Annotated in this window: 25 protein-coding genes; 9 read left to right on the top strand and 16 right to left on the bottom strand. The window is 49.1% G+C overall.

Annotated elements, in window-relative coordinates; genetic code table 11:
• From P1P89_15590 to P1P89_15580, 3 genes are all read right to left on the bottom strand, one after another.
• Positions 1–246: hypothetical protein (locus P1P89_15590; GenBank protein MDF1592939.1), on the bottom strand; the 246-nt coding region annotated here is incomplete at its 3' end.
• Between the two features lie 99 nt (positions 247–345).
• Positions 346–600, bottom strand: a complete 255-nt coding sequence (locus tag P1P89_15585) for a HipA domain-containing protein (GenBank protein MDF1592938.1) — start codon at positions 598–600, stop codon at positions 346–348.
• Positions 590–802, bottom strand: coding sequence for a helix-turn-helix transcriptional regulator (locus tag P1P89_15580; protein MDF1592937.1), 213 nt, complete (start codon positions 800–802; stop codon positions 590–592). Before P1P89_15580 ends, P1P89_15585 begins: the two co-directional genes overlap by 11 nt.
• 335 nt (positions 803–1,137) lie before the next feature.
• Here P1P89_15580 and P1P89_15575 point away from each other — a divergent pair, with 335 nt between their 5' ends.
• Positions 1,138–1,326 (top strand): hypothetical protein, encoded by a 189-nt coding sequence (locus P1P89_15575; protein MDF1592936.1) that lies wholly within the window; start codon positions 1,138–1,140, stop codon positions 1,324–1,326.
• Positions 1,327–1,348: 22 nt separating this feature from the next.
• Here P1P89_15575 and P1P89_15570 read toward each other — a convergent pair whose 3' ends face one another.
• The 8 genes from P1P89_15570 to P1P89_15535 form a co-directional block, all read right to left on the bottom strand.
• Positions 1,349–2,173 (bottom strand): nitroreductase family protein, encoded by an 825-nt coding sequence (locus P1P89_15570; GenBank protein MDF1592935.1) that lies wholly within the window; start codon positions 2,171–2,173, stop codon positions 1,349–1,351.
• 174 nt (positions 2,174–2,347) lie between these two features.
• Positions 2,348–3,436, bottom strand: a complete 1,089-nt coding sequence (locus P1P89_15565; protein MDF1592934.1) for an ATP-binding protein — start codon at positions 3,434–3,436, stop codon at positions 2,348–2,350.
• Positions 3,358–5,616 (bottom strand): PAS domain S-box protein, encoded by a 2,259-nt coding sequence (locus P1P89_15560; GenBank protein MDF1592933.1) that lies wholly within the window; start codon positions 5,614–5,616, stop codon positions 3,358–3,360. Before P1P89_15560 ends, P1P89_15565 begins: the two co-directional genes overlap by 79 nt.
• Positions 5,617–6,395: 779 nt before the next feature.
• Complete coding sequence (locus P1P89_15555; GenBank protein MDF1592932.1) at positions 6,396–6,839, bottom strand: hypothetical protein; 444 nt, start codon at positions 6,837–6,839, stop codon at positions 6,396–6,398.
• Positions 6,817–7,014, bottom strand: a complete 198-nt coding sequence (locus tag P1P89_15550) for a hypothetical protein (protein ID MDF1592931.1) — start codon at positions 7,012–7,014, stop codon at positions 6,817–6,819. The genes P1P89_15555 and P1P89_15550 overlap by 23 nt, the downstream gene beginning before the upstream one ends.
• A gap of 29 nt (positions 7,015–7,043) precedes the next feature.
• On the bottom strand, positions 7,044–8,741 hold the full coding sequence (locus P1P89_15545; protein MDF1592930.1) for an AarF/ABC1/UbiB kinase family protein: 1,698 nt from the start codon (positions 8,739–8,741) through the stop codon (positions 7,044–7,046).
• A 15-nt stretch (positions 8,742–8,756) separates the two neighbouring features.
• Entirely contained in the window at positions 8,757–9,071 is a 315-nt protein-coding gene (locus tag P1P89_15540; GenBank protein MDF1592929.1) for a hypothetical protein, read from the bottom strand.
• Between the two features lie 46 nt (positions 9,072–9,117).
• Positions 9,118–10,272: an acyl-CoA dehydrogenase family protein gene (locus tag P1P89_15535; protein MDF1592928.1), complete on the bottom strand. Its 1,155-nt coding sequence runs from the start codon at positions 10,270–10,272 to the stop codon at positions 9,118–9,120.
• Between the two features lie 402 nt (positions 10,273–10,674).
• Between P1P89_15535 and P1P89_15530 the strand changes: the two genes are divergently transcribed.
• The 8 genes from P1P89_15530 (at position 10,675) to P1P89_15495 (ending at position 17,792) form a co-directional block, all read left to right on the top strand.
• Positions 10,675–11,424 (top strand): AAA family ATPase, encoded by a 750-nt coding sequence (locus tag P1P89_15530; protein ID MDF1592927.1) that lies wholly within the window; start codon positions 10,675–10,677, stop codon positions 11,422–11,424.
• A 22-nt stretch (positions 11,425–11,446) separates the two neighbouring features.
• On the top strand, positions 11,447–12,397 hold the full coding sequence (locus P1P89_15525) for a histone deacetylase (protein ID MDF1592926.1): 951 nt from the start codon (positions 11,447–11,449) through the stop codon (positions 12,395–12,397).
• 286 nt (positions 12,398–12,683) lie between these two features.
• Positions 12,684–13,361, top strand: coding sequence for a CBS domain-containing protein (locus tag P1P89_15520; GenBank protein ID MDF1592925.1), 678 nt, complete (start codon positions 12,684–12,686; stop codon positions 13,359–13,361).
• Complete coding sequence (locus P1P89_15515; protein ID MDF1592924.1) at positions 13,354–13,764, top strand: 50S ribosomal protein L11 methyltransferase; 411 nt, start codon at positions 13,354–13,356, stop codon at positions 13,762–13,764. Before P1P89_15520 ends, P1P89_15515 begins: the two co-directional genes overlap by 8 nt.
• A 14-nt stretch (positions 13,765–13,778) precedes the next feature.
• On the top strand, positions 13,779–14,216 hold the full coding sequence (locus P1P89_15510; GenBank protein MDF1592923.1) for a 50S ribosomal protein L11 methyltransferase: 438 nt from the start codon (positions 13,779–13,781) through the stop codon (positions 14,214–14,216).
• A 31-nt stretch (positions 14,217–14,247) separates the two neighbouring features.
• Positions 14,248–15,093: an MBL fold metallo-hydrolase gene (locus tag P1P89_15505; GenBank protein ID MDF1592922.1), complete on the top strand. Its 846-nt coding sequence runs from the start codon at positions 14,248–14,250 to the stop codon at positions 15,091–15,093.
• A gap of 23 nt (positions 15,094–15,116) precedes the next feature.
• The gene (locus P1P89_15500) at positions 15,117–15,902 is read left to right on the top strand and encodes an NAD-dependent deacylase (GenBank protein ID MDF1592921.1); all 786 of its coding nucleotides are present in this window, start codon (positions 15,117–15,119) and stop codon (positions 15,900–15,902) included.
• 336 nt (positions 15,903–16,238) lie between these two features.
• Positions 16,239–17,792 carry an ASKHA domain-containing protein gene (locus tag P1P89_15495; protein MDF1592920.1) on the top strand — a complete coding sequence of 518 codons (1,554 nt, stop codon included), beginning with the start codon at positions 16,239–16,241 and terminating at the stop codon, positions 17,790–17,792.
• On the opposite strand, the gene P1P89_15490 is transcribed toward P1P89_15495, so the two are convergent.
• The 5 genes from P1P89_15490 to rhuM all read right to left on the bottom strand — a co-directional run bounded on the left by P1P89_15490 (position 17,782) and on the right by rhuM (position 23,467).
• On the bottom strand, positions 17,782–19,725 hold the full coding sequence (locus tag P1P89_15490) for a RecQ family ATP-dependent DNA helicase (protein ID MDF1592919.1): 1,944 nt from the start codon (positions 19,723–19,725) through the stop codon (positions 17,782–17,784). The two genes, P1P89_15495 and P1P89_15490, sit on opposite strands and share 11 nt — an antisense overlap.
• A gap of 34 nt (positions 19,726–19,759) precedes the next feature.
• Positions 19,760–20,662 (bottom strand): ERCC4 domain-containing protein, encoded by a 903-nt coding sequence (locus P1P89_15485; protein ID MDF1592918.1) that lies wholly within the window; start codon positions 20,660–20,662, stop codon positions 19,760–19,762.
• A complete protein-coding gene (locus tag P1P89_15480) occupies positions 20,659–21,408 on the bottom strand; it encodes a four helix bundle suffix domain-containing protein (GenBank protein ID MDF1592917.1) in 750 nt (249 codons plus the stop codon). The genes P1P89_15485 and P1P89_15480 overlap by 4 nt, the downstream gene beginning before the upstream one ends.
• A 170-nt stretch (positions 21,409–21,578) precedes the next feature.
• Entirely contained in the window at positions 21,579–22,469 is an 891-nt protein-coding gene (locus P1P89_15475) for a DUF1186 domain-containing protein (GenBank protein ID MDF1592916.1), read from the bottom strand.
• 437 nt (positions 22,470–22,906) lie between these two features.
• Entirely contained in the window at positions 22,907–23,467 is a 561-nt protein-coding gene (gene rhuM / locus P1P89_15470) for a RhuM family protein (protein ID MDF1592915.1), read from the bottom strand.
• Positions 23,468–23,671: the final 204 nt, after the last annotated feature.

Genomic DNA, 23,671 nt, shown 5'->3' with positions numbered 1-23,671 from the left:
CATCATCCAATAGTGTCCCAGCTTGGGCTCCCGCAACGGAGCTTGATACGCAGAGTGAAAGATTTCTTTAAAATTGACCAGATCGAAAAATTTGATTAACACCAAAAGCCCGCCAAATGGGCTCAGCTGCTCCGTGCAGGTTTCATATCCGGTCGATGCGTTGATTTTTCTGGCATCCGCACGATGCTTACTAAATCCTTTACTGTTGCGGCTTTTCTTGTTATGCTTTTTTCGTCGTTTTACCATCTGGGTACCTCCTTATGATATTTTTTTGGCTGCTAAACCCTTACCATAAAAGGCGCCCAGATGGTTTATTTGCTTTTCAAAGAACACTACGTGCAAGATTCAGGTGGCAATTCTTTCATAAGAACCTGCGTATTTATCATCTGTTTGAAGAAGCTGTTGAAAATCCTCTTGTTGAAGTTTTAGGCCGTCATCAAGTCTATCGAACCTTTTAACGACATAGGCCAAGCTGTCATCTGCCAGGGGCAGCAGGCCATGAGGCGGCACCTCAACCCCATAGGCAGATGCGATATTCATACATAGATTCTCATTTTCAGACAAAGGCCTTTTTCTTTCTTTTCTCCATTTAATCCTCACCAATTTCAGGATGCCAATCAACGGGGCCAAGTGTTTTGCCGAATAACTGCAGAACCTGATTTACCTTGTCCATTCTCAAGGTTGCCTTACCCTGTTCCAAATCTCTTACAAACCTCAGCCCAACCCCGGCCTTGCGGGCAAGCTGGGTTTGGGTCAATCCGTTAATTTTACGTTGTTTTTTTACAAATTCTTTCAGATTCATAATGTTTTTTTATACCCTTTCGGGATGATTTGTGCCGGAAATTTTATTCATCGTGCTTTACTGGGCTATTTGCTCGAATGTAAAATAAAAATATACCTGATCAGGTATAAAGATAGACAATTGGATGGTTAATAGTACCTATCGGGTATAATGTCAATCAAAATTATTATTTTTATACCCGATAGGGTCAATTAATCGATGAATATAACTATACGAAGGGTGCGTCATGAACAAAATCATCCCGCCCGACAATTTAAGTCCATCGACGCATAAATTCGATGATGAATTTATTTGCTCAGGACTTAGTGCTGCCTCCGGTTATGAGCTCGGGCCGAATGGAGTTAGCAATTTTATTTATCGGGTGTGTAAATGCGCCACAGGAATTGCGCGTCGAAGCACTAAGCTATAACCAGGACGGCGCGCCGCTATACAAAATTGCCTGCTGCCTGCTGAAAGAAGAGATTCAAAATAGGCATAAAAAAAGCAGGGCCATTCTACCCGCCGGAGGCATGACCTGTTTCTAAATCATTCCGGTTCAGCTGATCCCTATTTCCAGTGAATCACCGGTGCTTTCCTCTCCGGCAACCGATGATACTTAAACTTGGGATACCCGATCATCATTGGGTAGAACCAGGCGTGTCCCTCGGGTAGACCCATGGATTCCACCAACTGGGGGGTGGCCTGCATGGCCCCACGGAGCAAGCCGGCCCAACAGGTGCCCACGTTCAGAGGCAGGGCGGCCAGCTCCAGATAAGCCAAGGCGATGCTCAAGTCCACCAAGCCGTTGGCGTTCTCTTTGGGAGCGGAGGGAACAATGAGAGTCTGGGCGGTGCGCAGGATGATGTCGTAGCCGGCGGTCCAGCGAGCCACCATTGGGCGGAAATAATCGGCCGCCGGAGAGTCGGGCTGGGCTTCGATGACCCGTTCCATCCAGTTGATGGTTTCCTGGGACAGCGGCTCCAACTTGTCCCGTCCTTCGATCACCGTCCATTGGAGGTTCTGGGCGTTGCTGGCCGTGGGAGCGTAGCGGGCCGTCTCGATCAACTGTTCCAGTGTTTCCCGGTCCAGAGCCTTGTCCTTGAACAATCGGATGGATCGTCGGGATCGGAGGAACTGCTTGGCCTGATCCCAAGATGGAACCAACTCTCTTTCTATCTCCGGGCAGTCTTCAATGCCCACCCCGGTCACGCTCAAAGCGCCGTGGGGGCAGACGGCCACGCAATGTCCGCAGACCATGCAATAGGCTTCATCAGCCTCTGCAATTTTAGGAAAACTCTTGCTATCTTCCTGGGTTATGATCCGCCTGGGGCACTCGGCCGCACAGATTCCATCATGTTTGCATTTGGTTTCATCAATCGTCAAAAAGGCCATACTTATCTCCGTATTTAATTTTTTAACCTAACGCTGAGTTGTTCTTACAATATCAGTGCCGTTCTGCTGTATTAGACTTGAAAAAAGGTACATTTTTAATTCGTTGAGTTCGGTTAAGACTACATCCAGTATCTTTGAGTTTTTAGGGTGGCCAGATTCTCAACCATGGGATAGTTAATCGTGAGTTTCTGTTTTTGCTTTATCCAACACTTGTCGTACCTTAAAGGCTATGTCATTTTTTGAAAACGGCTTTGAAATGAAACTAACACCGTCTTCAAGAACGCCACGGTGGGCAATTACTTTAGCCGTATAACCTGACATGAAAAGGGTTTTTAGATTAGGATAAAGAGTATGGAGTTGTTCGGACAGCTCGCGACCATTCATTTCGGGCATGACCACATCGGTGAACAGCAAGTGGATCTCGCCGGCATGTTCCTCCGCCAGGGTCACTGCCTCACCGGGGGTAGAGGCTGCCAGGACGTTATATCCCAAACCTGCAAGAAGCCTTTGGGCCAGCTTTAAAATGGATGTCTCATCTTCTACGATCATTACAGTTTCGCCGTGGCCGGATGGGAGTTCAGTCATCTCCTTAGCTTTTATTTTCAAATCTTTGCCTGCATACGGTGGCAGATAGATTTTAAATGTCGTGCCTTTTCCAGGTTCACTGTACACGTTGATAAAACCGTCATTTTGCTTGACGATGCCGAACACCGTGGACAGTCCCAGGCCAGTGCCTTCCCCTACGCCCTTGGTAGTAAAAAACGGATCGAAAACCTTGTCCAGGGCATCCTTTTCCATGCCGCAACCATCGTCACTGATGGCCAGCAAGATGAAATCGCCCGGATGAAAACCGGCATGATCTGAGCAGTATTCCGCGTCAAAGTGAACACAGTCGGTTTCGATGGTGACCTTGCCCACCCCGCCAATGGCGTCGCGTGCATTGACGCACAGGTTGGCCAGAATCTGGTCGAGCTGGGACGGGCCCATAAATACCGGCATCCGACCGGGGCCGGGCTGCCATGAAAGGTCGATGTCCTCACCGATGAGCCGATGCAGCATTTTGAGCATCTCTTCCACGGTTTCGTTTAATTCGAGCACCTTGGGTGCGATGGTCTGCTGCCGGGCGAATGCCAGCAGCTGGCGGGTGATATCCGTGGAACGGCGAGCGGCATTCATTACCTCATTCAAATCTTCCTGCAAAGAATCATCTGCGGCCGCTTTTTCCAGGGCGATCTCCGTAAATCCGATGATGACGCTGAGCATGTTGTTGTAGTCGTGAGCCACTCCGCCGGCCAGCCGCCCCACGGACTCCATTTTTTGGGCTTGGCGAAAAATTGTTCCTGCATTTTCACCTGATCAGTGATATCTCGAGCTGTGGACAGGGCTCCCTGTGCTCTTCCTGTTTTATCCTTCAGCACTTTACACCACCAAGCAAGCAGGCGTTTCTCTCCATCCTTCCGTCGCTGCCAGCTCTCCAGATGAACGACATCTTCTTCGCCTTTGAATATCGGCTTCACTGACTTATAGGTATCTTGTTCGCCCTCAAAGTAGCAACTGGCTTCTTTGCCGATTAGGTCATCTCCAAAAAAATCATAGCCGGATTGATTCGCCCAAGTATATATTTTATCATTGTCCACTTCCACGACAATGTCCGGAATTGCAGACAAAAGAGTCTCCTGATGTGAAGAAATATCCTTCAACTCCTCTTCTGCTCGTCTGCGTTTGGAAATGTCACGAGACACGATGAGGATTCCGATAGGCTTTTGGTCCTTGTCCCGGATGAATGATGCCTTGTTCTCAACCCAGATCGTGGAACCATCTTTTTTGTATTCTTCCAATTCCAAGATTAGGGTTCTGTCAGGATCAGCCGTTGCAGTTTCTTCCAGCCGGAGTTCCTCTTCAAAGGCGTCGGCAAGAAGCTGAAAGGAATCCGGTGTCATAATTTGGTCTATCGTTTGTTCAAGAGCCTCCTCAACAGTGAAACCTCGCAATCGTATGATTGACGGGCTGACATAGGTAAAGCGTAGATTCATATCCATCGTTGTGATAATGTCTGCCATGTTTTCAGCGATGATACGATATATTTTCTGGCTTTCTTCCAGAGACGCCTCTGCCCGCTTGCGGTCGGTAATGTCTTGAGCCGCTCCACGGAGACCAACAATCTCGCCTTTTGCATTAAGTAAGGTTTGGCCGTGTACCCACATCCATCCATGGCTTCCATCCTCCCGTACAGTTTCCAGCTCAAGCTCGAAGGGAATTCCCTTATCTATCGTGTTGTTCAGGGCAGCAGACAATCTGTCCCAACTCTCAGGAGTAAACAGCTTCTGATGTTCGGTGTAAGGCGGGGGAGGAAGTGCGTGGTCAAAACCATACATTTTATAGAGCTCTTCCGACCAAACGACCTGATTGCTTTTAATATCCAAACGCCAACTGCCCACATGGGCAATTCGCTGCGATTCCATTAAGTCTTCTCTGCTCTCATGGAGAGCCTTTTCAGCGATGTTGCGTTTTTGAGTTTGAACAAGCAGGCTTTTATTCAGCTTCATAACGGAATAATAACGCCAGGCCAATAATGCCAGACCGATAATAGAAATGGAAATTCCCATAATGACAGCCACCAGCTTGACGGTCCAAAATGGCGCTGGTTTTCCATACCACCTCGAATAAATCTCTTGGTATTTCGCTGAAGCCACCAGCACCTTCACTGCATCGTTCAATTTGTTGACCAGGTCTGAATGGTCACTTTGAACGGCTATCGCCCGTTTGATTTCAAGTAGCGGCTCACCCACCACCTTGATCCTGTCGCTGAGGCCGTACTGCTCCAAAATATTCATGAACGGAGGGTCGGGATAAACAATCCCATCTGATATTCCGGATACCACTGACATCAGCGCCTCATCAAAAGACTGATAAATTTTTAAATTCCCCCATCCCCTTTCTTCCATTAAAAACCGGCCCTTATTTGTTTCGACCACACTGATTGCTCGTCCGGTTAAATCCTTTTCGCTATTGATATCATTTGATGTTTTCCTGACGAAAAACGATATTTTTGTCGTTTCAACCGGTATCGTAAATTTAAAAAGATTTTCTCGCTCCTCAATGATACCCATATTTGGAATCACATCGATTTTCTTTTCACGCAACGCCTGATTTAACACCGGCCATTCTTTAAAAACTTCATAGCTGATATCCAAGCCGCTCAACCGTGCTGTTTCTCTTATGACATCAACGGCAAATCCTGTCGGCTCCTTGGTTTTTGGATCTGTCATGTATTGTGGCGGCCAGTTTTCCAATACCCCGACAATAATCCGCTGATTTTGAGCCATCGTCATGTTGGCGAATACAATTTGTGCGAGAAAGAAAAACAGAACGAATTTATAACAGCGGGTGGTGTTTTTGTTGTCAGGATTTAAATGGCTCATCATAAAAATCTCCGTAAACATTGAGTCACATTCCTTCCAGAGTAAAATTGAAAACAGCCGTTACATTTACACTTGGATATCAGGATAACCAGCACGGGAATCATTCTTCTGCCTCCTTCACAGGCGGGGGGCCGCCGAGCATGCGGATTTTAATTTCCCATTGTTGTTTGCCGGTAAGCTTTTGCAGGTCTTTATTTCTCTTTTTCATGCTATCCTCTTCCCTTATCTTGCAGCGGTGCAAGAGGGCGTATGTCGAATGGATGGGTAATTCGGTAAGGGGTTGCGCTTTGAACCAGTAAGTTATAGCCGTCATGCCCACGTGGATATTTCTGGCCCCTCGCTGACTCCTTACAACAATACTTGCATTATTGTGAATTATAGACAGTTTCAAGTATACCAAATATATTCTTCAGTATTCAAGGCATTTAAAAAGTGCACCATGCTTGCCACAGTGCTCTCAAATAATAGCATTGCCTCCCCGGGGAATTCAACAATAAGTGTTCATTTTAATAGAATGGGACGGAATACAGGAGTTGGTGGTACTCTATAAAAATTGGTGCAGATTCTTTCCTGGTCCCAATTTTATGAATACTGAATTTCTAAGGCATCGAACAAGCGCGGATGACGCTTCGCCCACGTTTGCGTTATAATCTTCCATTTTTCAAAATCGCCAGCAGCAGTCAGACGCTCATGAGGGCGGCGGCTAAAAAACCGATGATGCCGATAAAGGAGATGCCGTAAATGAAGGGGGGCATTTTGGAGATGACAATCAGGGCGGCAATAATGATGGAAGAGATGAGCTATCTTTTGTTGAGCGCATCCAATTGTTCGGCTTCCTTCAGTTTATCAACATCGATCTTGTCTTGTGGTCTTCCGCTCGATTCCTTTGCCCGTATCAGATCAGCTCTTGAAATAAACGCAATCTCATGCTCATCCAGTTCAACGAACTCCCGGTTTTCCCATGCCTTCTCAAATTTGACCCCCGGTATCGACATCATAATATCAACCCGCAAAGGCGCTCTTCCCATCTGATAGAAATAATTCTGCTGGGTAAAGTCATCTGGGGTAAGATCTGCCAGCGGCGCCCCAAACTCTTTTAAGGCCGCATACACTGAGCTTGCATTCTCCGGATCAGTCGCTATCCACAAATCAAGATCTTTCGTAAATCGTGGCTCGCTGTATTTCATAACTGCATAGCCGCCTACAATAAGATAGCGAACCTTATGCTTTTCGAAAAGATTCAACAGTTCTCTGAAGTCGGAATTCGTCAGCATTTTCACCTCGAATCAAAAAATAGTCATGCAGCATTTCCGTTACCGCCTCGAAAATGGCACGATCACCTTGGGATTGCCAGAAGCGAATATCGAATGAACGCCCGCCATCTGCGATACGCTGATATTTTTCCTCAATTGTTCTCATTTCCTCTCCTTCCGACAATGATTCAAATTTTATAATCTTCCCTTTTTCAAAATCGCCACCAGCAGCCAGATGCCCATGAGGGCGGCGGCTAAAAAACCGATGATGCCGATAAAGGAGATGCCGTAAATAAAGGGAGGCGTTTTGGAAATGACGATCAGGGCCGACCCCACAATCAGGGCGGCAATGATGATGGAAAAGGAAATCCGGTTGCTGATCTGGTCGTGGGTTGCCATCATATCGCGCATGCCCTCGTGCTCCATTTTAATCGTGAGCTTCTGCTGCTTGATCAACCGGGTAATTTCAAGGACATCCCGGGGAAACTGCTGGGCAAACTGAAACAGCTCCGCCGTGATTCGAATCAAATCGTTTGCGATGCGGTCCGGATAAAACCGCGCCATCTTGACCTTTTGTATAAAGGGGGTCGCCCGGGCGATCATATCAAAATCCGGGTCCAGCATCAGGGCCACCCCTTCCACCGTGCTGATTGCTTTCATCATCAGGAAGATATCCGGCGGAATCCGGAGCCGATGGGTGGAAACCATTTCGAAGAGATGCTGAATCAGCTTGCCGACCCGAATTTCCTTCAGCGGTTTGTATAAATGCTTTCCCATGAACTCGGCGACTTCTTTTTCCAGCAGGCGAAGGTCCGGTTCAGCATCCCAGGTGGTCAGCTTCAGCAGGACCTGGGCTGACCGATACGCATCCTGCCGGACCACGCTGTCGATCAGCTCCACAAAGTCTTCCCGGGTCGTGCGGTCAACGGATCCCGCCATGCCGAAGTCCAGCAGACAGATGACATTGTAGGGAAGCACAAAAATATTCCCCGGGTGCGGGTCGGCATGAAAAAATCCGTGATCAAATACCTGCTTGAGGATGAGGTCCGCTCCCCGCTCGGTGATGGCCTTTCGATCGAGCCCCGCGGCGTCGAGCTGATCGACGTCGGAAACCTTGATGCCGTCCACCAGTTCCATGGTCAAGACCCGGGTGGTCGTCAGCCCGTGGAATACTTTGGGGATATAAAGCGTGGGGTCGCCTAAAAAGTTGCGGGCAAATCGCTCCAGGTTCGCAGCTTCAATGGTATAGTCGGTCTCCTTTTCAAGGGTCCGGGCGAATTCTTCAACAATCTTGACGGGCCGGTGAAACGCCAGTTCCTCCACATGCCGTTCCATCAGAGTCGCCAGGTGAAGCATAATTTCAAGATCGACCTCGATTATCTTTTTGGTGCCGGGCCGCTGCACCTTAACGGCCACGGATTCGCCGTCTTTCAGGCGCGCCTTGTGGACCTGGCCGATGGACGCTGATCCAAAGGGGGCTTCTTCAAAAGACTCAAAAAGCGCTCCAATTGGCAAAGAGAGCTCTTTTTCTACAATTCGTTTTACTTCCGGATAAGAAAAAGGGGGCACATCATCCTGGAGCTTGGAAAGCTCCCGGATGATGGCAGCCGGCATCAAATCCGGCCGGGTGGACAGGACCTGGCCCAACTTGATATACGTGGAACCCAGCTCTTCAAGCACCATCCGTATTTTTTCGGAACCGGTCAGCTTTCCTTCCCGTTCAATCTTTTTCCGGGAAATCATCTGCAGACCGACCTCAATGTACTGATCAATCTTGAGGCGGTCCACCAGGTCCTCAAATCCATACTTAATTAAAATCGACAGGATTTGACGATAGCGGTTCAGATGGCGGTAGGTTCGGCCGATAACACCGATTTTTCTTATGCTGAGCATCGATTTGGCCAATAATTAACCGGTTGTCTTCGTGTCGCTGCTGATGGCCTTTTTCAGCTCCCGGATTTCTTTTTTTAATGCCTTTAATTCATCCCCGGTAACGACATCCGCCTTTTTCAAGAAATCCTTAACCATTTTTTCAACCCGTTCTTCCATCTTCACTTTGGCTTCGTCGTATCTGCCGAGGAGCTCATCCAGAAATTTTTTTCCTTCCTGCTCATTCATGTCGCTTTTTTTAGTAAGGTCTTTGACCAGCTCTTCCACTTCATCGCGGGTTTTAAGCGCCAGTCCGATGCCGGCCATCATTGTTTTTTTGATTAGATCTATCACGGTATCCCCCTTTCGTTGGGTTATATATCATCGACAAATGGACCCTTTAGATTTTTCCTATCAGCGCACTGGCAATCGTATTTTTCTGTATCTCCTTGGTTCCCTCGTAAATTTCCGTAATCTTGGCATCCCGGTAAAACCGTTCGACTTCATACTCCGCCATATACCCGTATCCGCCCAGCAATTGAATGGCCTCGTCAGCCACCTCCACGGCGGTCTTTGCCGCAAACATTTTGGCCATGGATGTCAGCTTGGGATCAATGCGCCCTCCCTGATCATAGTTCCAGGCAGCCTTGTAGGTAATCAGCCGGGCCAGTTCAATCTTGGTGGCCATATCGGCCAGTTTGTGCTGGGTAACCTGAAACTGCGCGATTTTTTTGCCAAACTGTTCTCTTTGCTTCACATAATCCAGGGCGCGGTCAAAAGCCCCCTGGGCCGTACCCAGGGCCTGGGCAGCCACCAGGATGCGGCTTTCATCGAAAAATTCCAGGACCTGATAAAACCCCCGGCCCTCTTTACCGATGAGGTTCGATACCGGGACCCGCACATTTTTAAAATTCATCTCCGCAGTGGCCATCATGCGAATACCCATTTTTTCGCCCACATCCGTGGCGGTCACACCTTCCCGGTCGGCTTCCACCAGAATCATGCTGATGCCGCGATAGGTCGGTTGGGCATTGGGGTCGGTCTGGCACAGAACGGTATAAAAACCGGCCAGCCCGCCATTGGTAATAAAGGTTTTGGTGCCGTTGATCACCCACTCTTCCCCTTCCCTGACCGCGCTGGTATCCATGAACGTAATGTCCGATCCATGGTCCGGCTCCGTAAAAGCGCCGGCGGACAGCATCCTGCCTTCGGCCACGGGCGGCAAGAACTTTTCCTTCAGTTCTTCAGAACCAAAGCGTAGGATGCATTCGGATGCAAAGCCGGCAAGAATAACAGCGCTGCCGATGGTGGAATCCCGCCGGCAGAATTCATCGGCAATAATGATATTTTCCAGCACGCCCAGGCCTTGGCCGGAATATTTTTCCGGAAAATGAATCCCCAGAAAGCCCAGTTCGGCTGCTTTTTGCCAGATTTTTTTGGGGAACTCGTGCTTTCTGTCGAGTTCCAAAGCAAGTTCCTTGTCAAATTCTCCCCTGGTAAAATCCCTGGCCGCTTTTTGAATCTCTTTCTGTGATTTGCTCAGTTCAAAGTCCATTCTCTTCCTCCAAACATATCTAGAATTAAGGTGTTCAATTGATGGCTGTTGGCCTATTTATTTTATGAAAATTTTTCAGAAATATTTAAAAATATTTAAAGAATAGTGGTTCGTGAAATATCCGGGTCAATCCGTAACAGCGAAAATCCTGTTATTTTTTGGATTTAGCACATGCCCTGGGCTTTTGCAAGGTGTTTGGGGCCTGACGAGGGGGGCTGCGGTTCAGGTTTTCCCGCAAGGGTAAAACCGCTGCAAAAGAAATAAAGGGAACATTCTTTTTGGGTTTACCGGAAAAATTTTAGCTGTAAATTCATATATAAAAGAAACTTGACGGATTATTTAAACTGTCTTAATCTTGAACTGTTGTATGGATTGATTTTTTTTCGAAAGGACACCACCCACATGGCTTTTTCAATTGCACTGGCCGGCAAAGGGGGCACAGGGAAAACCACTGTAGCCGGCCTGCTGATTAAATACCTGGTAAAGAACGGTAAAACCCCGGTCCTGGCGGTTGATGCCGACAGCAATGCCAACCTGAACGAAGTGGTCGGCCTAACCGTTACAGACACCCTGGGCAACTCCCGCGAAGAAATGAGAAAAGGCAAGGTTCCCAGCGGCATGACCAAAGACGTGTTTATGTCCATGAAGCTGGAGCAGGCCGTTATCGAATCCGCCGGCTATGACTTGGTTGTTATGGGACAACCCGAGGGTCCGGGATGTTACTGCGCCGCCAACACCCTGCTGACCGGATTCCTGGAAAGGCTTACGGGAAATTACCCTTACATCGTCATGGATAACGAAGCCGGCCTTGAACATATCAGCCGCCTGACCACCAGCAACGTTGATATTCTGCTGATCGTTTCCGACACTTCACGGCGCGGTCTGCAGGCAGCCATCCGTATTAATGACCTGGCCAAGACCCTTAATATCGGCGTGACCAAATGCTATGCGGTAATCAACCGGGTTAAAGAAAAACCGGACAAGACGGTTTTGGAACTGCTCAGCCAGGCCGGTTTAGAGCTTGCCGGAACCATACCTGAGAATCAAAGCGTCTATGAATATGATCTGAATGGACAGCCGACCATTGAAATGCCGGAGGACAACCCCGCAGTAAAAGAAGCTTTTGCCATTTTCGACAGAGTTATCGGCTAAATCCCTTTTTGCAGAAAAAAGTATGAAAAAAACCGGGTTTTTGTACGATGAACGTTACCTGCTTCATGATACGGGCACCTATCATCCCGAAGTCCCCGGACGCGTTAAAGCGGTTTATAAGGGGATAAAAGCGGCCGGACTGCTGCCGAAGCTTAAATTGCTCCCGGCCGTCCCGGCAGACTTGCAATGGATTGAAGCCGTTCATGAAAAACAATACATCCGCCGCTTCCAGACCGCCTGCCAAGCCGGCGATTCGATGCTGGACGGTCCGGACAACCAGATGTCTGCCCAAACCTATGATACGGCCCTGCTGGCTGTGGGCGGCGTGCTGGAGGCCGCACGGCAGGTGCTCAGCGGAGAAATCGACAATGCCTTCTGTGCGGTCAGGCCCCCCGGGCATCATGCAGAGAGCAGCCGGGCCATGGGGTTCTGTTATTTTAATAATGTAGCCGTTGCCGCTCGCTATTTACAGCAGGAAGGTCGCATCAATCGGGTCGGCATCGTGGATTTTGACGTACACCACGGCAACGGCACTCAGCACATATTTGACCAGGACCCCACGGTATTTTATTATTCCATTCATCAGCACCCCTCGTTTTCTTTTCCCGGTACCGGCCGTGAATTTGAAAAAGGGTCGGGGCCGGGGTACGGGTTTACGTTGAATTCTCCGGTATTACCCGGCCGGGGCGATAGCGAATATCAACGCCTGTTGCAAAAAGATCTTTTCCCCTCCTTTGACGCCTTTAAGCCGGAAGTTATCATTGTTTCAGCCGGTTTTGACGCCCATGTCGACGATGATATGTCGGACATCCAGCTTTCGACCATGGGGTTTGCCAGGATGATGAAACAAATTGTTGATATGGCCGCCCGCTATTCAAAGGGGAGAATTATTTCCGTCCTCGAGGGTGGATACGCACTGGATCGCCTGCCCGAACTGGCAGGGAATCATATATCCGTTTTGATGGATGAATGAAGCTCCCCGCAGCCCCGATAAACCGGGATCTTCGACAAGCTGCGGGGTATCAAAGCGCAATTGCGCCGTAGCTTTAACCCGCTTACGCTCAGTTGAGCTTCGGCGCGGTTCACCTCGCCTTTCATCCCTGCTGCAAGCAGCAGGGTATTCAGGCGAAGGCGAATAAAAGGCTGACGCCTGAACTCCAGGAATTTACCCGTAAGGGTTTTATAATCTCTGGACCCCTTTCTCCCGGCTCGTTGGGAAAATAACATAATTTAATTACAGCTGTTTTGAGGAGGACACCATGTTTATCAGCAGGTCAATGACCCGAAAGGTTATTACAATTGATGAAAATACGAATATTCTGGATGCAAAAAAGAAAATGGCCGAACATCGCATCCGCCATCTGCCGGTGGTAACAAAGGATAACCGGCTCTGCGGCATTGTTACGGACCGCGATATCCGCAGCGCCATGCCGTCCAGCGTATTGGATGATCCGGACCGTGCCATGGACCAGAGTCGCCTTGCAAGAATTAAAGTGACTGAAATCATGACAAAAAATCCTGTCACGCTCTCTCCCCGGGATACCCTGCAGGACGCCCTGCTGATGATCCAGGAAAAAAAAGTCGGTGCTTTCACGGTGGTGGATGAGCAGGGAATTCTGAAAGGGATCCTTTCCACGCGGGATCTGATGCGGGCATTCATTAATGTGCTGGGAATTGGAGAGCCCGGAACCCTCCTTTGTATTCTGGTTGAAGAAAAAATCGGACAAATGAAAAAAATTGTCGACGCCGTCACAGAAGAAAATATCTCCTTCGGAAGCATTCTGGTGGCCAGGTATTGGGAAAAAGGTAAACGGGCCGTTTTTCCCTATCTGTTGACCCTGAACGTCACCCCCGTTAAAAAGAAGCTGGAAAAGATGGGCTTCACTCTCCTGGATCCCATGGAATGGTATCTGGGTCAACTACCCAAAAATGACTGATGTCCGGCCCCTGCATAATTTTCCCGGAGATCCCCACGCATCTTCCTACACGGATTTATTTATCTACTACCTGAAAGGGCTTGCAAAAACAGAAGGCCATAACTTTGGCCATAGATTCATCGGCGCCTGGCTGGAAGATGGTTTTTCCTTTCTTTTTTTTTCCGAAACGTCTCTACCCAGGATCGAACAGTTTATTTCCACCCGACCCGATTTAACACTTGTTGATGAATACCAAATGTCCTATGCCGAATGGCAGGGGGGGCTTTTGGGTCCCGGCTATTTCGGCAGTTTTTTCATTACCCCGCCCTGGTCGGCGCCGGCGGAAACGCTGGCGTCGGAAAAGCGGCCCATTATCCTTGACCCCGGGGTTGTCTTCGGCAGCGGCAGCCACCCACCACCCTGAGCTGTCTGGAAGCATTGGAATTTGCATTTGGCTTTGACACTTTTGCTTCGGCACTGGATTTAGGCACCGGAACCGGTCTGCTGGCGCTTGCCGCCGCGCGCCTGGGCTGCCGGAAAATACTGGCGGTGGATCTTAATTTACTGGCCGTCAAAACCGCCCTGAACAATATCCGGCGCAACCGGCTGGAAAATAAAATTATGGCGATTCAGGGACTGGCCCAGGACTTTGTGAATGTTGAGGCGGATCTTGTCATCGCAAATGTCCATTACCAAGTTATGAAGGGGCTGATTGCCTCCAGGGGCTTTTTATCGAAAAAAGGGTTTATCCTCTCCGGACTTTTACGCAGCCAGGCAAGGGACATCCAGGCCGAATTATCCCAAAAACCGGTCAGGATCATCAAAAAATGGGAGCTCGAAGGGATCTGGCATACTTTTTTTGGAAAAATTACTTGAAATCCTTGCGAAAATATAGCTAAAAGGGTTTATGTATATCAAATGCTGGGGATCCAGAGGCTCGATACCTGTCTCGGGAAAAGAGTATCTCAAATACGGCGGCGATACCACCTGCCTGGAAATCCGCTCCGAAAGCGGCGATATCATTATTGTCGATGCAGGCACCGGAATTCGCAGACTGGGTAATTTGCTGTTGGATGAAAAACGCTATCAGTATAATTTTATTTTTACCCACGCGCACTGGGATCATGTCATGGGTTTTCCCTTTTTTAAACCGCTCTACTTTCAGCATGCCCAATTGCAGATGCATCGGTGCCCTTTTCACAGCAAGTTTGTTGAAACCATTCTTACAAAAGTCATGGCCCCGCCCAATTTTCCGGTGAGATATGCAGATGTAAAGGCAAAAATTTTTTACGAAGACGCCTGCCCTTTTACATTTGAAATCGGTTCGATTCAAATTACCCCCATCCCCATCAGTCACCCCAACAGCGGCAGCGGTTATAAATTCGTTGAAAACGACAAATCCTTTGTTTTTCTGACGGATAATGAATTGGGGTATGTTCACCCCGGCGGACTGCAACGCAAAGACTATGTCGAGTTCTCTGCCGGCGCGGATTTGCTGATTCATGATGCCGAATACATTCCGACCGAATACAAAAAAACAAAAGCCTGGGGGCATTCGATCTTTACTGAAACCCTGGATCTCGCTTTAGAAGCCGATGTAAAGAAGTTGGGACTGTTCCATTTAAATCAGGAGCGGTCTGATGTGGCGGTGGATAAAATTGTCGAATCCTGCCGGCAGCGCATCTCCGAAAAAGAAAACGGGCTGGAATGTTTTGCGGTGTCCGGTAACGGGGATATGGCCTTCCAATTGTAAACCCTGATCGATCGTAAATAAAAATGGAACATCTTTTCAAGCGGGCCGCCAAAGATCTCAGCGCGGCCAAACATATCGTTGCCTTAACCGGCGCCGGCATTTCGGTCGAGAGCGGGATCCCGCCGTTTAGGGGCAAGGGCGGGGTATGGGAAAAATTCGACCCCATGGAGGTCGCCCACATCGATAGCTTCATGCGCGACCCGGCCAAGGTCTGGAATCTTCTTCTCAAAGAGATGAAAGAAATCGTCGACAAAGCCAGACCCAACGATGCCCATAAAGGACTCGCCAAACTCGAGACATGTGGAAAACTGAAAACGGTTATTACCCAGAATGTCGACGGGCTCCATCAGATGGCAGGCAATTCGGACGTCATTGAATTTCACGGCAATTTTGCCTGGCATCGCTGCCTGGACTGCAACCGGCGTTGTGAAACGCCCCGAATTGACCTGTCGCAAATCCCCCCCCGCTGCAGCTGCGGCGGGATTTACCGACCGGAATGTGTTTTTTTCGGCGAAATGATTCCGCCCCAACACCTGCTGCGTTCCCGCCTGGCGGCCGCCCAGTGCGATATCATGCTGGTCATCGGCACTTCCGCAGTTGTCCAACCGGCCGCGCTCATGCCGCTGGTGGCAAAAGACGCCGGTGCCCTGGTCATCGAAATCAACCCTGAAAAGACCCCCCTGACCGGCAGCGTCAGCGACTATCTGATACTGGGAAAAGCCGGGGATTGCATGAATGCAATTTTGGCGGAGATGGAAGGCCAATCTGCAGGAAAATCCCCCCCTGAGAGGCTGTCCGACAACCTATAATTTCTCTCCCCCTTGCGAGGTGTGTCGTAATTGTTAAAATAATTTTTTTCTCCACGTCATGCCGGACTTGGTCCGGCATCCAGCCACGCCTTGGCGTGGTTGAAAACATTCTGGATTCCGGGTCAAGCCCGGAATGACGAAAAATATTGGAGCCCTGGCTTTTACAATTACGACACAGTATCTGCGGGAAGAGGTTAGGTGAGGGGGGAAATAAATACAGTTATTACACCCTCTCCCAAGACGGGAGCGGGAGTTGTCTGACACCCGTAAGGGATTATGGAACGTCACCCTGCTTATGTCCCTATGTATTTGGCACTTTGGAACGGATAGTCGCCCATGGAAATTGACCAGTCGGGATGGATTCAAATCGTTTTCCTGCCGCCCCCTTCGCTGCAGGACAACACCGCAGATGCGGACCGCCTGGTTCGGATGCTGAAAACGCGGCTTCAAACCGACGACATCCATATCGAGCTTAGCCTGCTCAAGAAGCTGCCCCGCCAATTGCGCAACTGGGACTTTAAGGCAAAGTGCCTCCTGTACAGAGACCGCCATCGCTGGATTCTCCTTGACATCAAAGAAGCTCAGGACGCCGCCACCCTGGCCGGCCTGGCCGTTGACCTGGGAACCACCACAGTGGTCCTGCGCCTGATAGACCTTCTGTCCGGTACCGTTCTCATCGAGTCTTCATTCTCAAACCCGCAGCTTTCCGTCGGTCCCGACATATTGACCCGGGTCCATTTTGCCGGAAATGCGGATGGCCTGGGCCAGCTCCATGATCTTGTGATTGCCGCCTTAAACGAATCCATCCGTAAGGTCTGCAGCGACTGCAATCTTCGTCCGGACGACATCTATTTCGTATCGGTTGCCGGCAATACCGTCATGACCCATTTGTTCATGGGGTTAAACCCGGACTGGATCATCCGCGAACCTTACATTCCGGTGGTCAACCGGCCGGGGCTGATAACGGCGCCGGAACTGGGGATAGCAATCAACCCCCAGGCACGGGTATTGATATTCCCCAATGCCGGAAGTTATTTCGGCGGCGATCTGGTGGCCGGGATTTTATTTTCAGGTCTTCACCGGCGTACCGACACATCCCTTCTGGTGGATGTCGGCACCAATGCCGAGGTCGTACTGGGAAACCGGGACTGGCTTGTGGCCTGCGCCGGTGCGGCCGGACCGGCCCTGGAAGGCGGCGCCAGCCGTATCGGTACCCTGGCAGGCCCGGGCGTAATTGATCATATTGAACAGGAACCTGATAAAAGGCGATTTCGCTGCCACACCATTGACGGTTCAGCGCCCATGGGCATCTGCGGGTCCGGACTCATCGAACTGGCCGCGCATCTCTTTGCAACCGGCATGATCGACAACCGCGGCCGGTTTGTGCCGGAAAATTGCGGCGAAAATTTAAAGGAACTAAACGGCGCTCCCTATTTCATAATCGTGCCGGCAAATCTATCGGCCGCCGGAGCGGATCTTGGCATCAGCCAGACGGATCTGGGCAGCCTGATCCGATCAAAAGCGGCGATGTATTCAATCTTAGAGACGATTACCGCTTCCGTGGGCATTTCGCTGGGGGATATTGCCACCTTTTATGTGGCCGGAACCTTCGGCTCCATCATCAAGCCCGAGGCGGCCGTCACCATCGGTATGCTGCCCGACCTGCCCCTTTCCCGCTTTGTTTCCCTGGGAAACAGTTCCATCGGCGGAGCCACCATGGCCCTGACCGATGCAAGCATCATGGAAGAGATCGACGCCATCAGGGACCGCATCACCTATCTGGAATTAAACGTCAATCAGGAGTTCATGACCCGCTTCAGCGCCGCCAGATTCCTGCCGCACACCGATCTTTCGCGCTTTCCATCGGTAAAGGTGCGCCCTACCGGTTAATGTTTTGAATGTATCCCCCCATCTCTTCCTTAATCCAGTTTCTGACCTCTAAAAAGGGATAATTTTCAAGGAGGCCGAAGTTTGGCAGTTTTTTAATCTTCAATTTCGAGAAAACAGGCGTATAGATACCACACAGAAACTTGGTTAAATTCGCCTTGGTAAATTTATCGCCTACGGCTTCTATAAATTCAGCGGTAATCGCTTTAAAATCAAAATGAGAGAGAGTCTTTCGGTCGGTCGTATTCGGTAAAACCGCTTTCCCGTTTTTACAGAATGAACAATGTCCGCAGCGTTCCTTTTCAAGATGTTCGCTGAAATATCCTGCAAGCTGCCTGCTGATACAAAGATCGCTTTCGAAAAAGCCGACCATCTGGTGGATTCTTTGAATCTCAAGCGTTTCTTTCCTTTTAAACAAAGCATCCATTTTTTCAGCCATGACCTCGATATCAAACGCCTGCGTCAGAATGTCATATACTTCCATTGCCTGCCCGGATTGAAGCTCAATCCAGCCCTTCTCATCAAAGTATTCCAAAGCCGTGAGAATCCGCTGACGATCCGTATCATAGCTGTTAAGGATTCCCTGAATATCCACATCCGTCCATATTTTACGGGTATGGCAATGATTGATGACCGCTGTCACAAACCGCTGCCGTTCCCCTTCAAAGCTGTTGATGATATCGGCCGGTTCCATAAGGTACTTGAATGAATATTCCTCAAAATAGGTCAGCTTGGGGCGAATTATTTTTTCCATCGCAAGATAAACCAGCAGCGTTTTTAAAGGAAGAAGTCTGATATTCAGGTCATTTGACATCCTTACCGTTTTGATTTCCCATATAAAGCCTTTATTTTCTTTAATGATCTGCAGTAATTCAAAGATCGAATGTTTCTCCGGCGTATCGCCATAAATGAAATTTTCTAAAATATGAATGTTGTCCCTGTTGGCCAAAACTTCGCATAATGCCGGACTTCCGTCTCGCCCGGAGCGACCGATTTCCTGGCTGTAGTTTTCAATCGATTTCGGCAAATCATAATGGATGATTCTGCGGATGTCTTTTTTATCGATCCCCATTCCAAAGGCGATGGTGGCAACAATACAGCTCAGGGTTCCTGCCATGAATTTATTTTGAATCTCTTCCCGTTTTTCATTTTCCATCCCGGCATGATACGGATGCGCATTGATGTTATTTGCGCAAAGAAATGCCGCTACGTCTTCAGCTGTTTTCTGTAGGGTAACATATACAATGGTAGGCGCCTGGGGGGCCTCCAGAATTCGTTGAAGCAGCCGGTTCTTTTTTTGGGATGCGGCCGTCGGCGTTATTTGCAAAAAAAGATTGTCACGATAAAATCCGGTCACACATACATTGTTTTTAAGGATATTGAATTTAGCGCACATGTCTGCAATGACCCGCTCGGTGGCAGTCGCGGTAAGCAGCAGCGTCTGCTCTATTTTAAATTCCTTCCGATAATCCGGCAGTTTCAGATATTCCGGCCTGAAATTATGCCCCCACTCGGAGATGCAGTGCGCTTCATCCACAACCAGCAGGGAAATGTTCATCTTTTCCAGATGGGAGCGAAACCGTTCATTTTTAAATCGCTCCACTGAAATCATCAGAATTTTTAATTTGCCTTTTTTGGCGCTTTCGAGAATCGCGTTATATTCGTTTTTTTGAAGGGTTGAATCCAGACGCGCGGCCGGGATATTCTTTTCCAGCAAAAAGTCCTGTTGATCTTTCATTAAAGACAGCAGGGGAGACACCACCAGCGTCATGCCGGGGAGCAGCATCGCCGGCAGCTGATAACAAAGGGATTTACCGGCGCCGGTGGGAAAGATGGCTGCCGCAGACTGGCGCTCCAGCACTTTGCGGATGACCTCTTCCTGACCTTTTAAAAATGAATTGAACCCGAAATATTTTTGCAGCTGCTGTATCAGCATATCTCCTTTCCTTCAAAATAAACCGGCCCTTTTTTCATTTATCCCCCCGCGTCAGGGCTATGATCTGTTCAGTCAACATCTTCTTAGTTGCAATCCCTCTCAATTTCCTGAATGTGCTCTCTTTACGGTCAATAAAAGAGTTAATCCCCCTCTTTGAAAAAGAGGGGTTAGGGGAGATTTTTCCACCCGGCGATTCAAAAGCGGACGTTATCTCATTTCCGTAAAGTCTTATCTCTTCGCTCACCGCCCATCTGATCTTTTCGGCAACATTGTTGCCAATACCATACACCTTCTCCAGTTCGTCGCTGCCGGCCGAGATGACGGCTTCCACACTTCCAAACTTATCCAGCAGCCGGCCGGCCCTCTCGGGGCCGACTCCCGGCAATCCCTGCAAAATGAAAAGCTGTTTTTTGCGTTTATCTCTGGGCCGGTAGCCAGGCCGATGGACGCCGCCCCGAGCTATGGATTCAAGCTGACGGGCCATATAGACAATCAGCCTGGCGGTTTCAGCAGAATCTTTAGCGCGCAGGACCGGTATGCCTAATATCAATGAAACGGTAATCAACGCCCCCTGCATAGCCTCCCGGGTGACGCCCAGCTCGGCCGTGTCGCCGGCCGTACCCTCGAGAATCAACACGCCCGTATAAGCAGAATTTGTTAAGCGGATCATCTGTCTGAAAAGACGGCCGTCGATGATGGATATGGCAAAGTCTTTTAAGGTCTTTCTTTCAACCAATACCCGATTGTCCACCTGATAATCGCCGATGGAAAGCCGTTGAATCTCTAACTTTACATTTTCCATTCCCGATAGCGACCGGATTACATCACTCTTTTGTTCGCGGTCGTCGGCAAGGATATTGATGAGATCAAAGGCAGGTGCGGTGATGTAGTCTTGCCGGTATTTTTCAAAATAAGTCTTTTCATCGGGATGCATCATAACTTCACGATTCCTTTACAGTCTGGATAGTCCGAGCACCCCCAGAACTGGCTACCGGCATTTTTTCCGCTTTTCGCAGTGCGCAAAACCGCCGGTTTGCCGCAAAGCGGACAGTTGGGGATGAGGTCGGACGGATCCGTCCGATCAGGTCTTTTTTTCTTCGCCCTAAAAGCCAGCCGTTGGGCCGCAAGCTGCTCACTGTAACCGCCTGCTTCCACGAAGCCCTTTTCAAGGGCGGCAATCTGCCGGTCAAGCAGGAAATTTGCCTGATGAATCAGGCAGATGATGGCGTTGGCGCATATGGCCGGGTCCCGGTGTTCGAGCCACGGCTTGTAGAGTGCCCAGCGCTCCTGATCCGTCAGATTTGTCAGATCAGCCCGATCCGACTGATCTTTTTTGAACTTACTTGGCACGCCGCGGACTGCCTGGGCATCCTGTGATCCCATCGCCCAATGTAGCAGGCGTCGATGCCGCAGAAAGTCTTCAAAGTCAAGGAGCAGCTCCTCAAGGCTAGCCCGTGCAACATTGAGAAGGCGCAATTCCGTTTGCGACGATGTCGCCGACGCCCGGCTCCCCTCCGCGATATTCTGGCGGCCTGACCGGGCGGCCTGAACCATCTGATCAGTCATGCGGGATTTTGGATTAAGAAACTTTTCGCAGAACCAATAAGCGGCATCGTAGATTAAGGTGGCGGTTTGGAAGCTTGCCGTTGTGCGGTACCCACCGCTTGGTCTTATTTTGGTCATAAAAGCCTACCTCCCGAGTTTCTTCACCCAGTCATGTAATCACCTCAATGCACCCCTAAATTCCAATTCATTAGCATCCCCCTATGGAAAAGTGAGCAGGGGGAATTTTTTTAGATCATAACCCGGTTCCTGGTACCCTCATTCCACGAAAGGCTTGCTAACTCAAGATACTAACGGCGGTTTTTCCTTTTCGAGGCTTTTGATATTTTCCGCCTCTTCTTTTTGGCACTTTTTTGGTTTTGAGATTTATTTGAGAGCATTCCGCTTTGGTTTGCAGAACGATAGTCCATCGGAAGCGGATCTTTAGTCTCCGGATTAAAACAAGCCCACCAGGACATACTGGCATGAATATCGTCCAGTGATCTTCGTTCAAAATCTTTTCTCAGATCTTCAAGATGTTCGTTCTTTTCGCGGCGAAGTGCACGCTCAAAATCTTGATAACTGATCATTCCCGGATGAATCAGACCATCCTCAAAAGCCCGCGTGATGGTATCCATCAATTCCTCCGGGTAAAGCTCATAGACAAGGCAGGCCAGCAAGCCCCAAAGATCGGAATCTTTATCCGCTTCCTGTCCGGTAAACAGGCCGCCGAAAAATGTCAACACCTCTTCACGGGTAGCGATGCGGGCAACGGTGGCATAAGCCATGGCATGCAATGCAGAAGAGCGACAATAATCATCCGCTTTCTTGTTCAGCGCCATGGCTTTGATGTGATCGAGTGTTCCATTGCAGGTGCGCAGCAGAATCATCGGCAGGTCTTCAGTGGCAATATCATCAAAAAGATCATTGGATGTTCGACCCGGCAGGCTAAACACATCGACAATCGTCTTATGCGCCTTTGCTTCCCCGAAGTGGCCCAGCAACATGACAGCATAGGTGTGATCAAAAAAATCCGGGTTTTCAATATGGCTGCTCGGATCGGAAAGCAGTTTCTCCAAGACCGCAATCAGATGGGGAGTTATTTCTTCTTTTAACTCTATGGCAGCATCCACCAGATCCTTCTCATAAACGCCTTTGAAATGCTTAAATCCATCTAATATTTCGATAATTTTCTCATTCATAAAACACCTTTCCATAATGAACATTTTTCATGGTCCCTGCTTGATCCCGCTTCCGGCTGTGAGCCTGGCTGTCACCATAGCCGTGACTTTAGCTGCGACTCGGCTTTAAGTCCGCCAATGAATCGGTCATCTCTATTCAGTGCCTGCTTAATATTTATGAATATCAACCGATCCGATCTTTATTCTTGACAAATAATATACAGTTTCAGTATAAGAGAAAAACAGTTAACTACCCCCACGGTTTCGACCTGGGGCGCGGGGTCGCTTCGGCGACCCCTGCTTTTTTGGGCCTTACCGAATGCGAACATCCATATACATTGACGGCTTCAATCTATATTATCGCGCCCTGAAAGGCACGGCATACAAATGGCTGGACGTAAAACAGCTCGCGCTAAACCTTCTCCAGCCCCACAATGTGATTACTGAGATAAAATATTTTACAGCCATTGTTTCCGGCATCTTTGACCCAAGCCAGCCCATCCGGCAGAAAACCTATGTTCGGGCATTGAAAAGCCATATCCCTGAATTTTCCGTCTATTATGGGCATTTTCTGAGCCATCCAGTCTCATTCCCGCTTTCCCCGCTGCCTGCTTGAGCCGTTCGTCGTCCAGGGTGAATCCTTTGATGATATACTCCCGCAGACGCTGAGTGGCCCAGATGCGAAACTGTGTGCCGCGATGGGATTTTACCCGGTAGCCCACGGAAATTATGACGTCCAGATTGTAATAATCAATCGTCCTTGAAACCTGCCGGGAACCTTCGGAGTGAACTGTTGCAAATTTTGCAACAGTTGCCTCGGCCTGAAGCTCTCCCTCCAGGTATATGTTGCGAATGTGTTTGGAAATCACCGACTTGTCCCGTTGGAATAGTTCCGCCATCTGATTCAGGGAAAGCCAAACCGTTTCACCCATCAAACGCACTTGAACTTTGGTTTTACCGTCTTCGGTTTGATAGAGGATAATTTCCGAATTATGCGATTTTTCCGGAAGGTTGGTCATGGATTACCCCCTGAGAAAGTTTAAACCACGGAACACCTGTCTGTGGACAATTCACTATGCGGGGTCCAAATGCCCCCTTGAAACTTCTATAGCTGAATTAAGGCTTTTTGTAAAAGTATTCCACCTCATTGTCTCGACACGGTAGAGACAATTTCAAGTTCATAGACGGTTTTTTATTATTGTTGAAGTTGGTTATTGAAATCA

Source organism: Desulfobacterales bacterium (assembly GCA_029211065.1).
Lineage (GTDB): Bacteria > Desulfobacterota > Desulfobacteria > Desulfobacterales > JARGFK01 > JARGFK01.
Note: the sequence above shows the minus strand (reverse complement) of the source record. Positions and strands in the feature narration are given on the sequence as shown.

What these genes read in the sequence shown, in the direction of transcription:
- P1P89_15495 (MDF1592920.1), top strand. Translation starts at nt 16,239, where the DNA reads ATGGAAATTGACCAGTCGGGATGGATTCAAATCGTTTTCCTGCCGCCC.
- P1P89_15565 (MDF1592934.1), bottom strand. Translation starts at nt 3,436, where the DNA reads ATGCTCAGCGTCATCATCGGATTTACGGAGATCGCCCTGGAAAAAGCG.
- P1P89_15505 (MDF1592922.1), top strand. Translation starts at nt 14,248, where the DNA reads ATGTATATCAAATGCTGGGGATCCAGAGGCTCGATACCTGTCTCGGGA.
- P1P89_15525 (MDF1592926.1), top strand. Translation starts at nt 11,447, where the DNA reads ATGAAAAAAACCGGGTTTTTGTACGATGAACGTTACCTGCTTCATGAT.
- P1P89_15545 (MDF1592930.1), bottom strand. Translation starts at nt 8,741, where the DNA reads ATGCTCAGCATAAGAAAAATCGGTGTTATCGGCCGAACCTACCGCCAT.
- P1P89_15485 (MDF1592918.1), bottom strand. Translation starts at nt 20,662, where the DNA reads ATGATGCATCCCGATGAAAAGACTTATTTTGAAAAATACCGGCAAGAC.
- P1P89_15490 (MDF1592919.1), bottom strand. Translation starts at nt 19,725, where the DNA reads ATGCTGATACAGCAGCTGCAAAAATATTTCGGGTTCAATTCATTTTTA.
- rhuM (MDF1592915.1), bottom strand. Translation starts at nt 23,467, where the DNA reads ATGACCAACCTTCCGGAAAAATCGCATAATTCGGAAATTATCCTCTAT.
- P1P89_15575 (MDF1592936.1), top strand. Translation starts at nt 1,138, where the DNA reads ATGGAGTTAGCAATTTTATTTATCGGGTGTGTAAATGCGCCACAGGAA.
- P1P89_15480 (MDF1592917.1), bottom strand. Translation starts at nt 21,408, where the DNA reads ATGACCAAAATAAGACCAAGCGGTGGGTACCGCACAACGGCAAGCTTC.
- P1P89_15550 (MDF1592931.1), bottom strand. Translation starts at nt 7,014, where the DNA reads ATGAGAACAATTGAGGAAAAATATCAGCGTATCGCAGATGGCGGGCGT.
- P1P89_15500 (MDF1592921.1), top strand. Translation starts at nt 15,117, where the DNA reads ATGGAACATCTTTTCAAGCGGGCCGCCAAAGATCTCAGCGCGGCCAAA.
- P1P89_15515 (MDF1592924.1), top strand. Translation starts at nt 13,354, where the DNA reads ATGACTGATGTCCGGCCCCTGCATAATTTTCCCGGAGATCCCCACGCA.
- P1P89_15520 (MDF1592925.1), top strand. Translation starts at nt 12,684, where the DNA reads ATGTTTATCAGCAGGTCAATGACCCGAAAGGTTATTACAATTGATGAA.
- P1P89_15475 (MDF1592916.1), bottom strand. Translation starts at nt 22,469, where the DNA reads ATGAATGAGAAAATTATCGAAATATTAGATGGATTTAAGCATTTCAAA.
- P1P89_15570 (MDF1592935.1), bottom strand. Translation starts at nt 2,173, where the DNA reads ATGGCCTTTTTGACGATTGATGAAACCAAATGCAAACATGATGGAATC.
- P1P89_15530 (MDF1592927.1), top strand. Translation starts at nt 10,675, where the DNA reads ATGGCTTTTTCAATTGCACTGGCCGGCAAAGGGGGCACAGGGAAAACC.
- P1P89_15580 (MDF1592937.1), bottom strand. Translation starts at nt 802, where the DNA reads ATGAATCTGAAAGAATTTGTAAAAAAACAACGTAAAATTAACGGATTG.
- P1P89_15560 (MDF1592933.1), bottom strand. Translation starts at nt 5,616, where the DNA reads ATGTTTACGGAGATTTTTATGATGAGCCATTTAAATCCTGACAACAAA.
- P1P89_15535 (MDF1592928.1), bottom strand. Translation starts at nt 10,272, where the DNA reads ATGGACTTTGAACTGAGCAAATCACAGAAAGAGATTCAAAAAGCGGCC.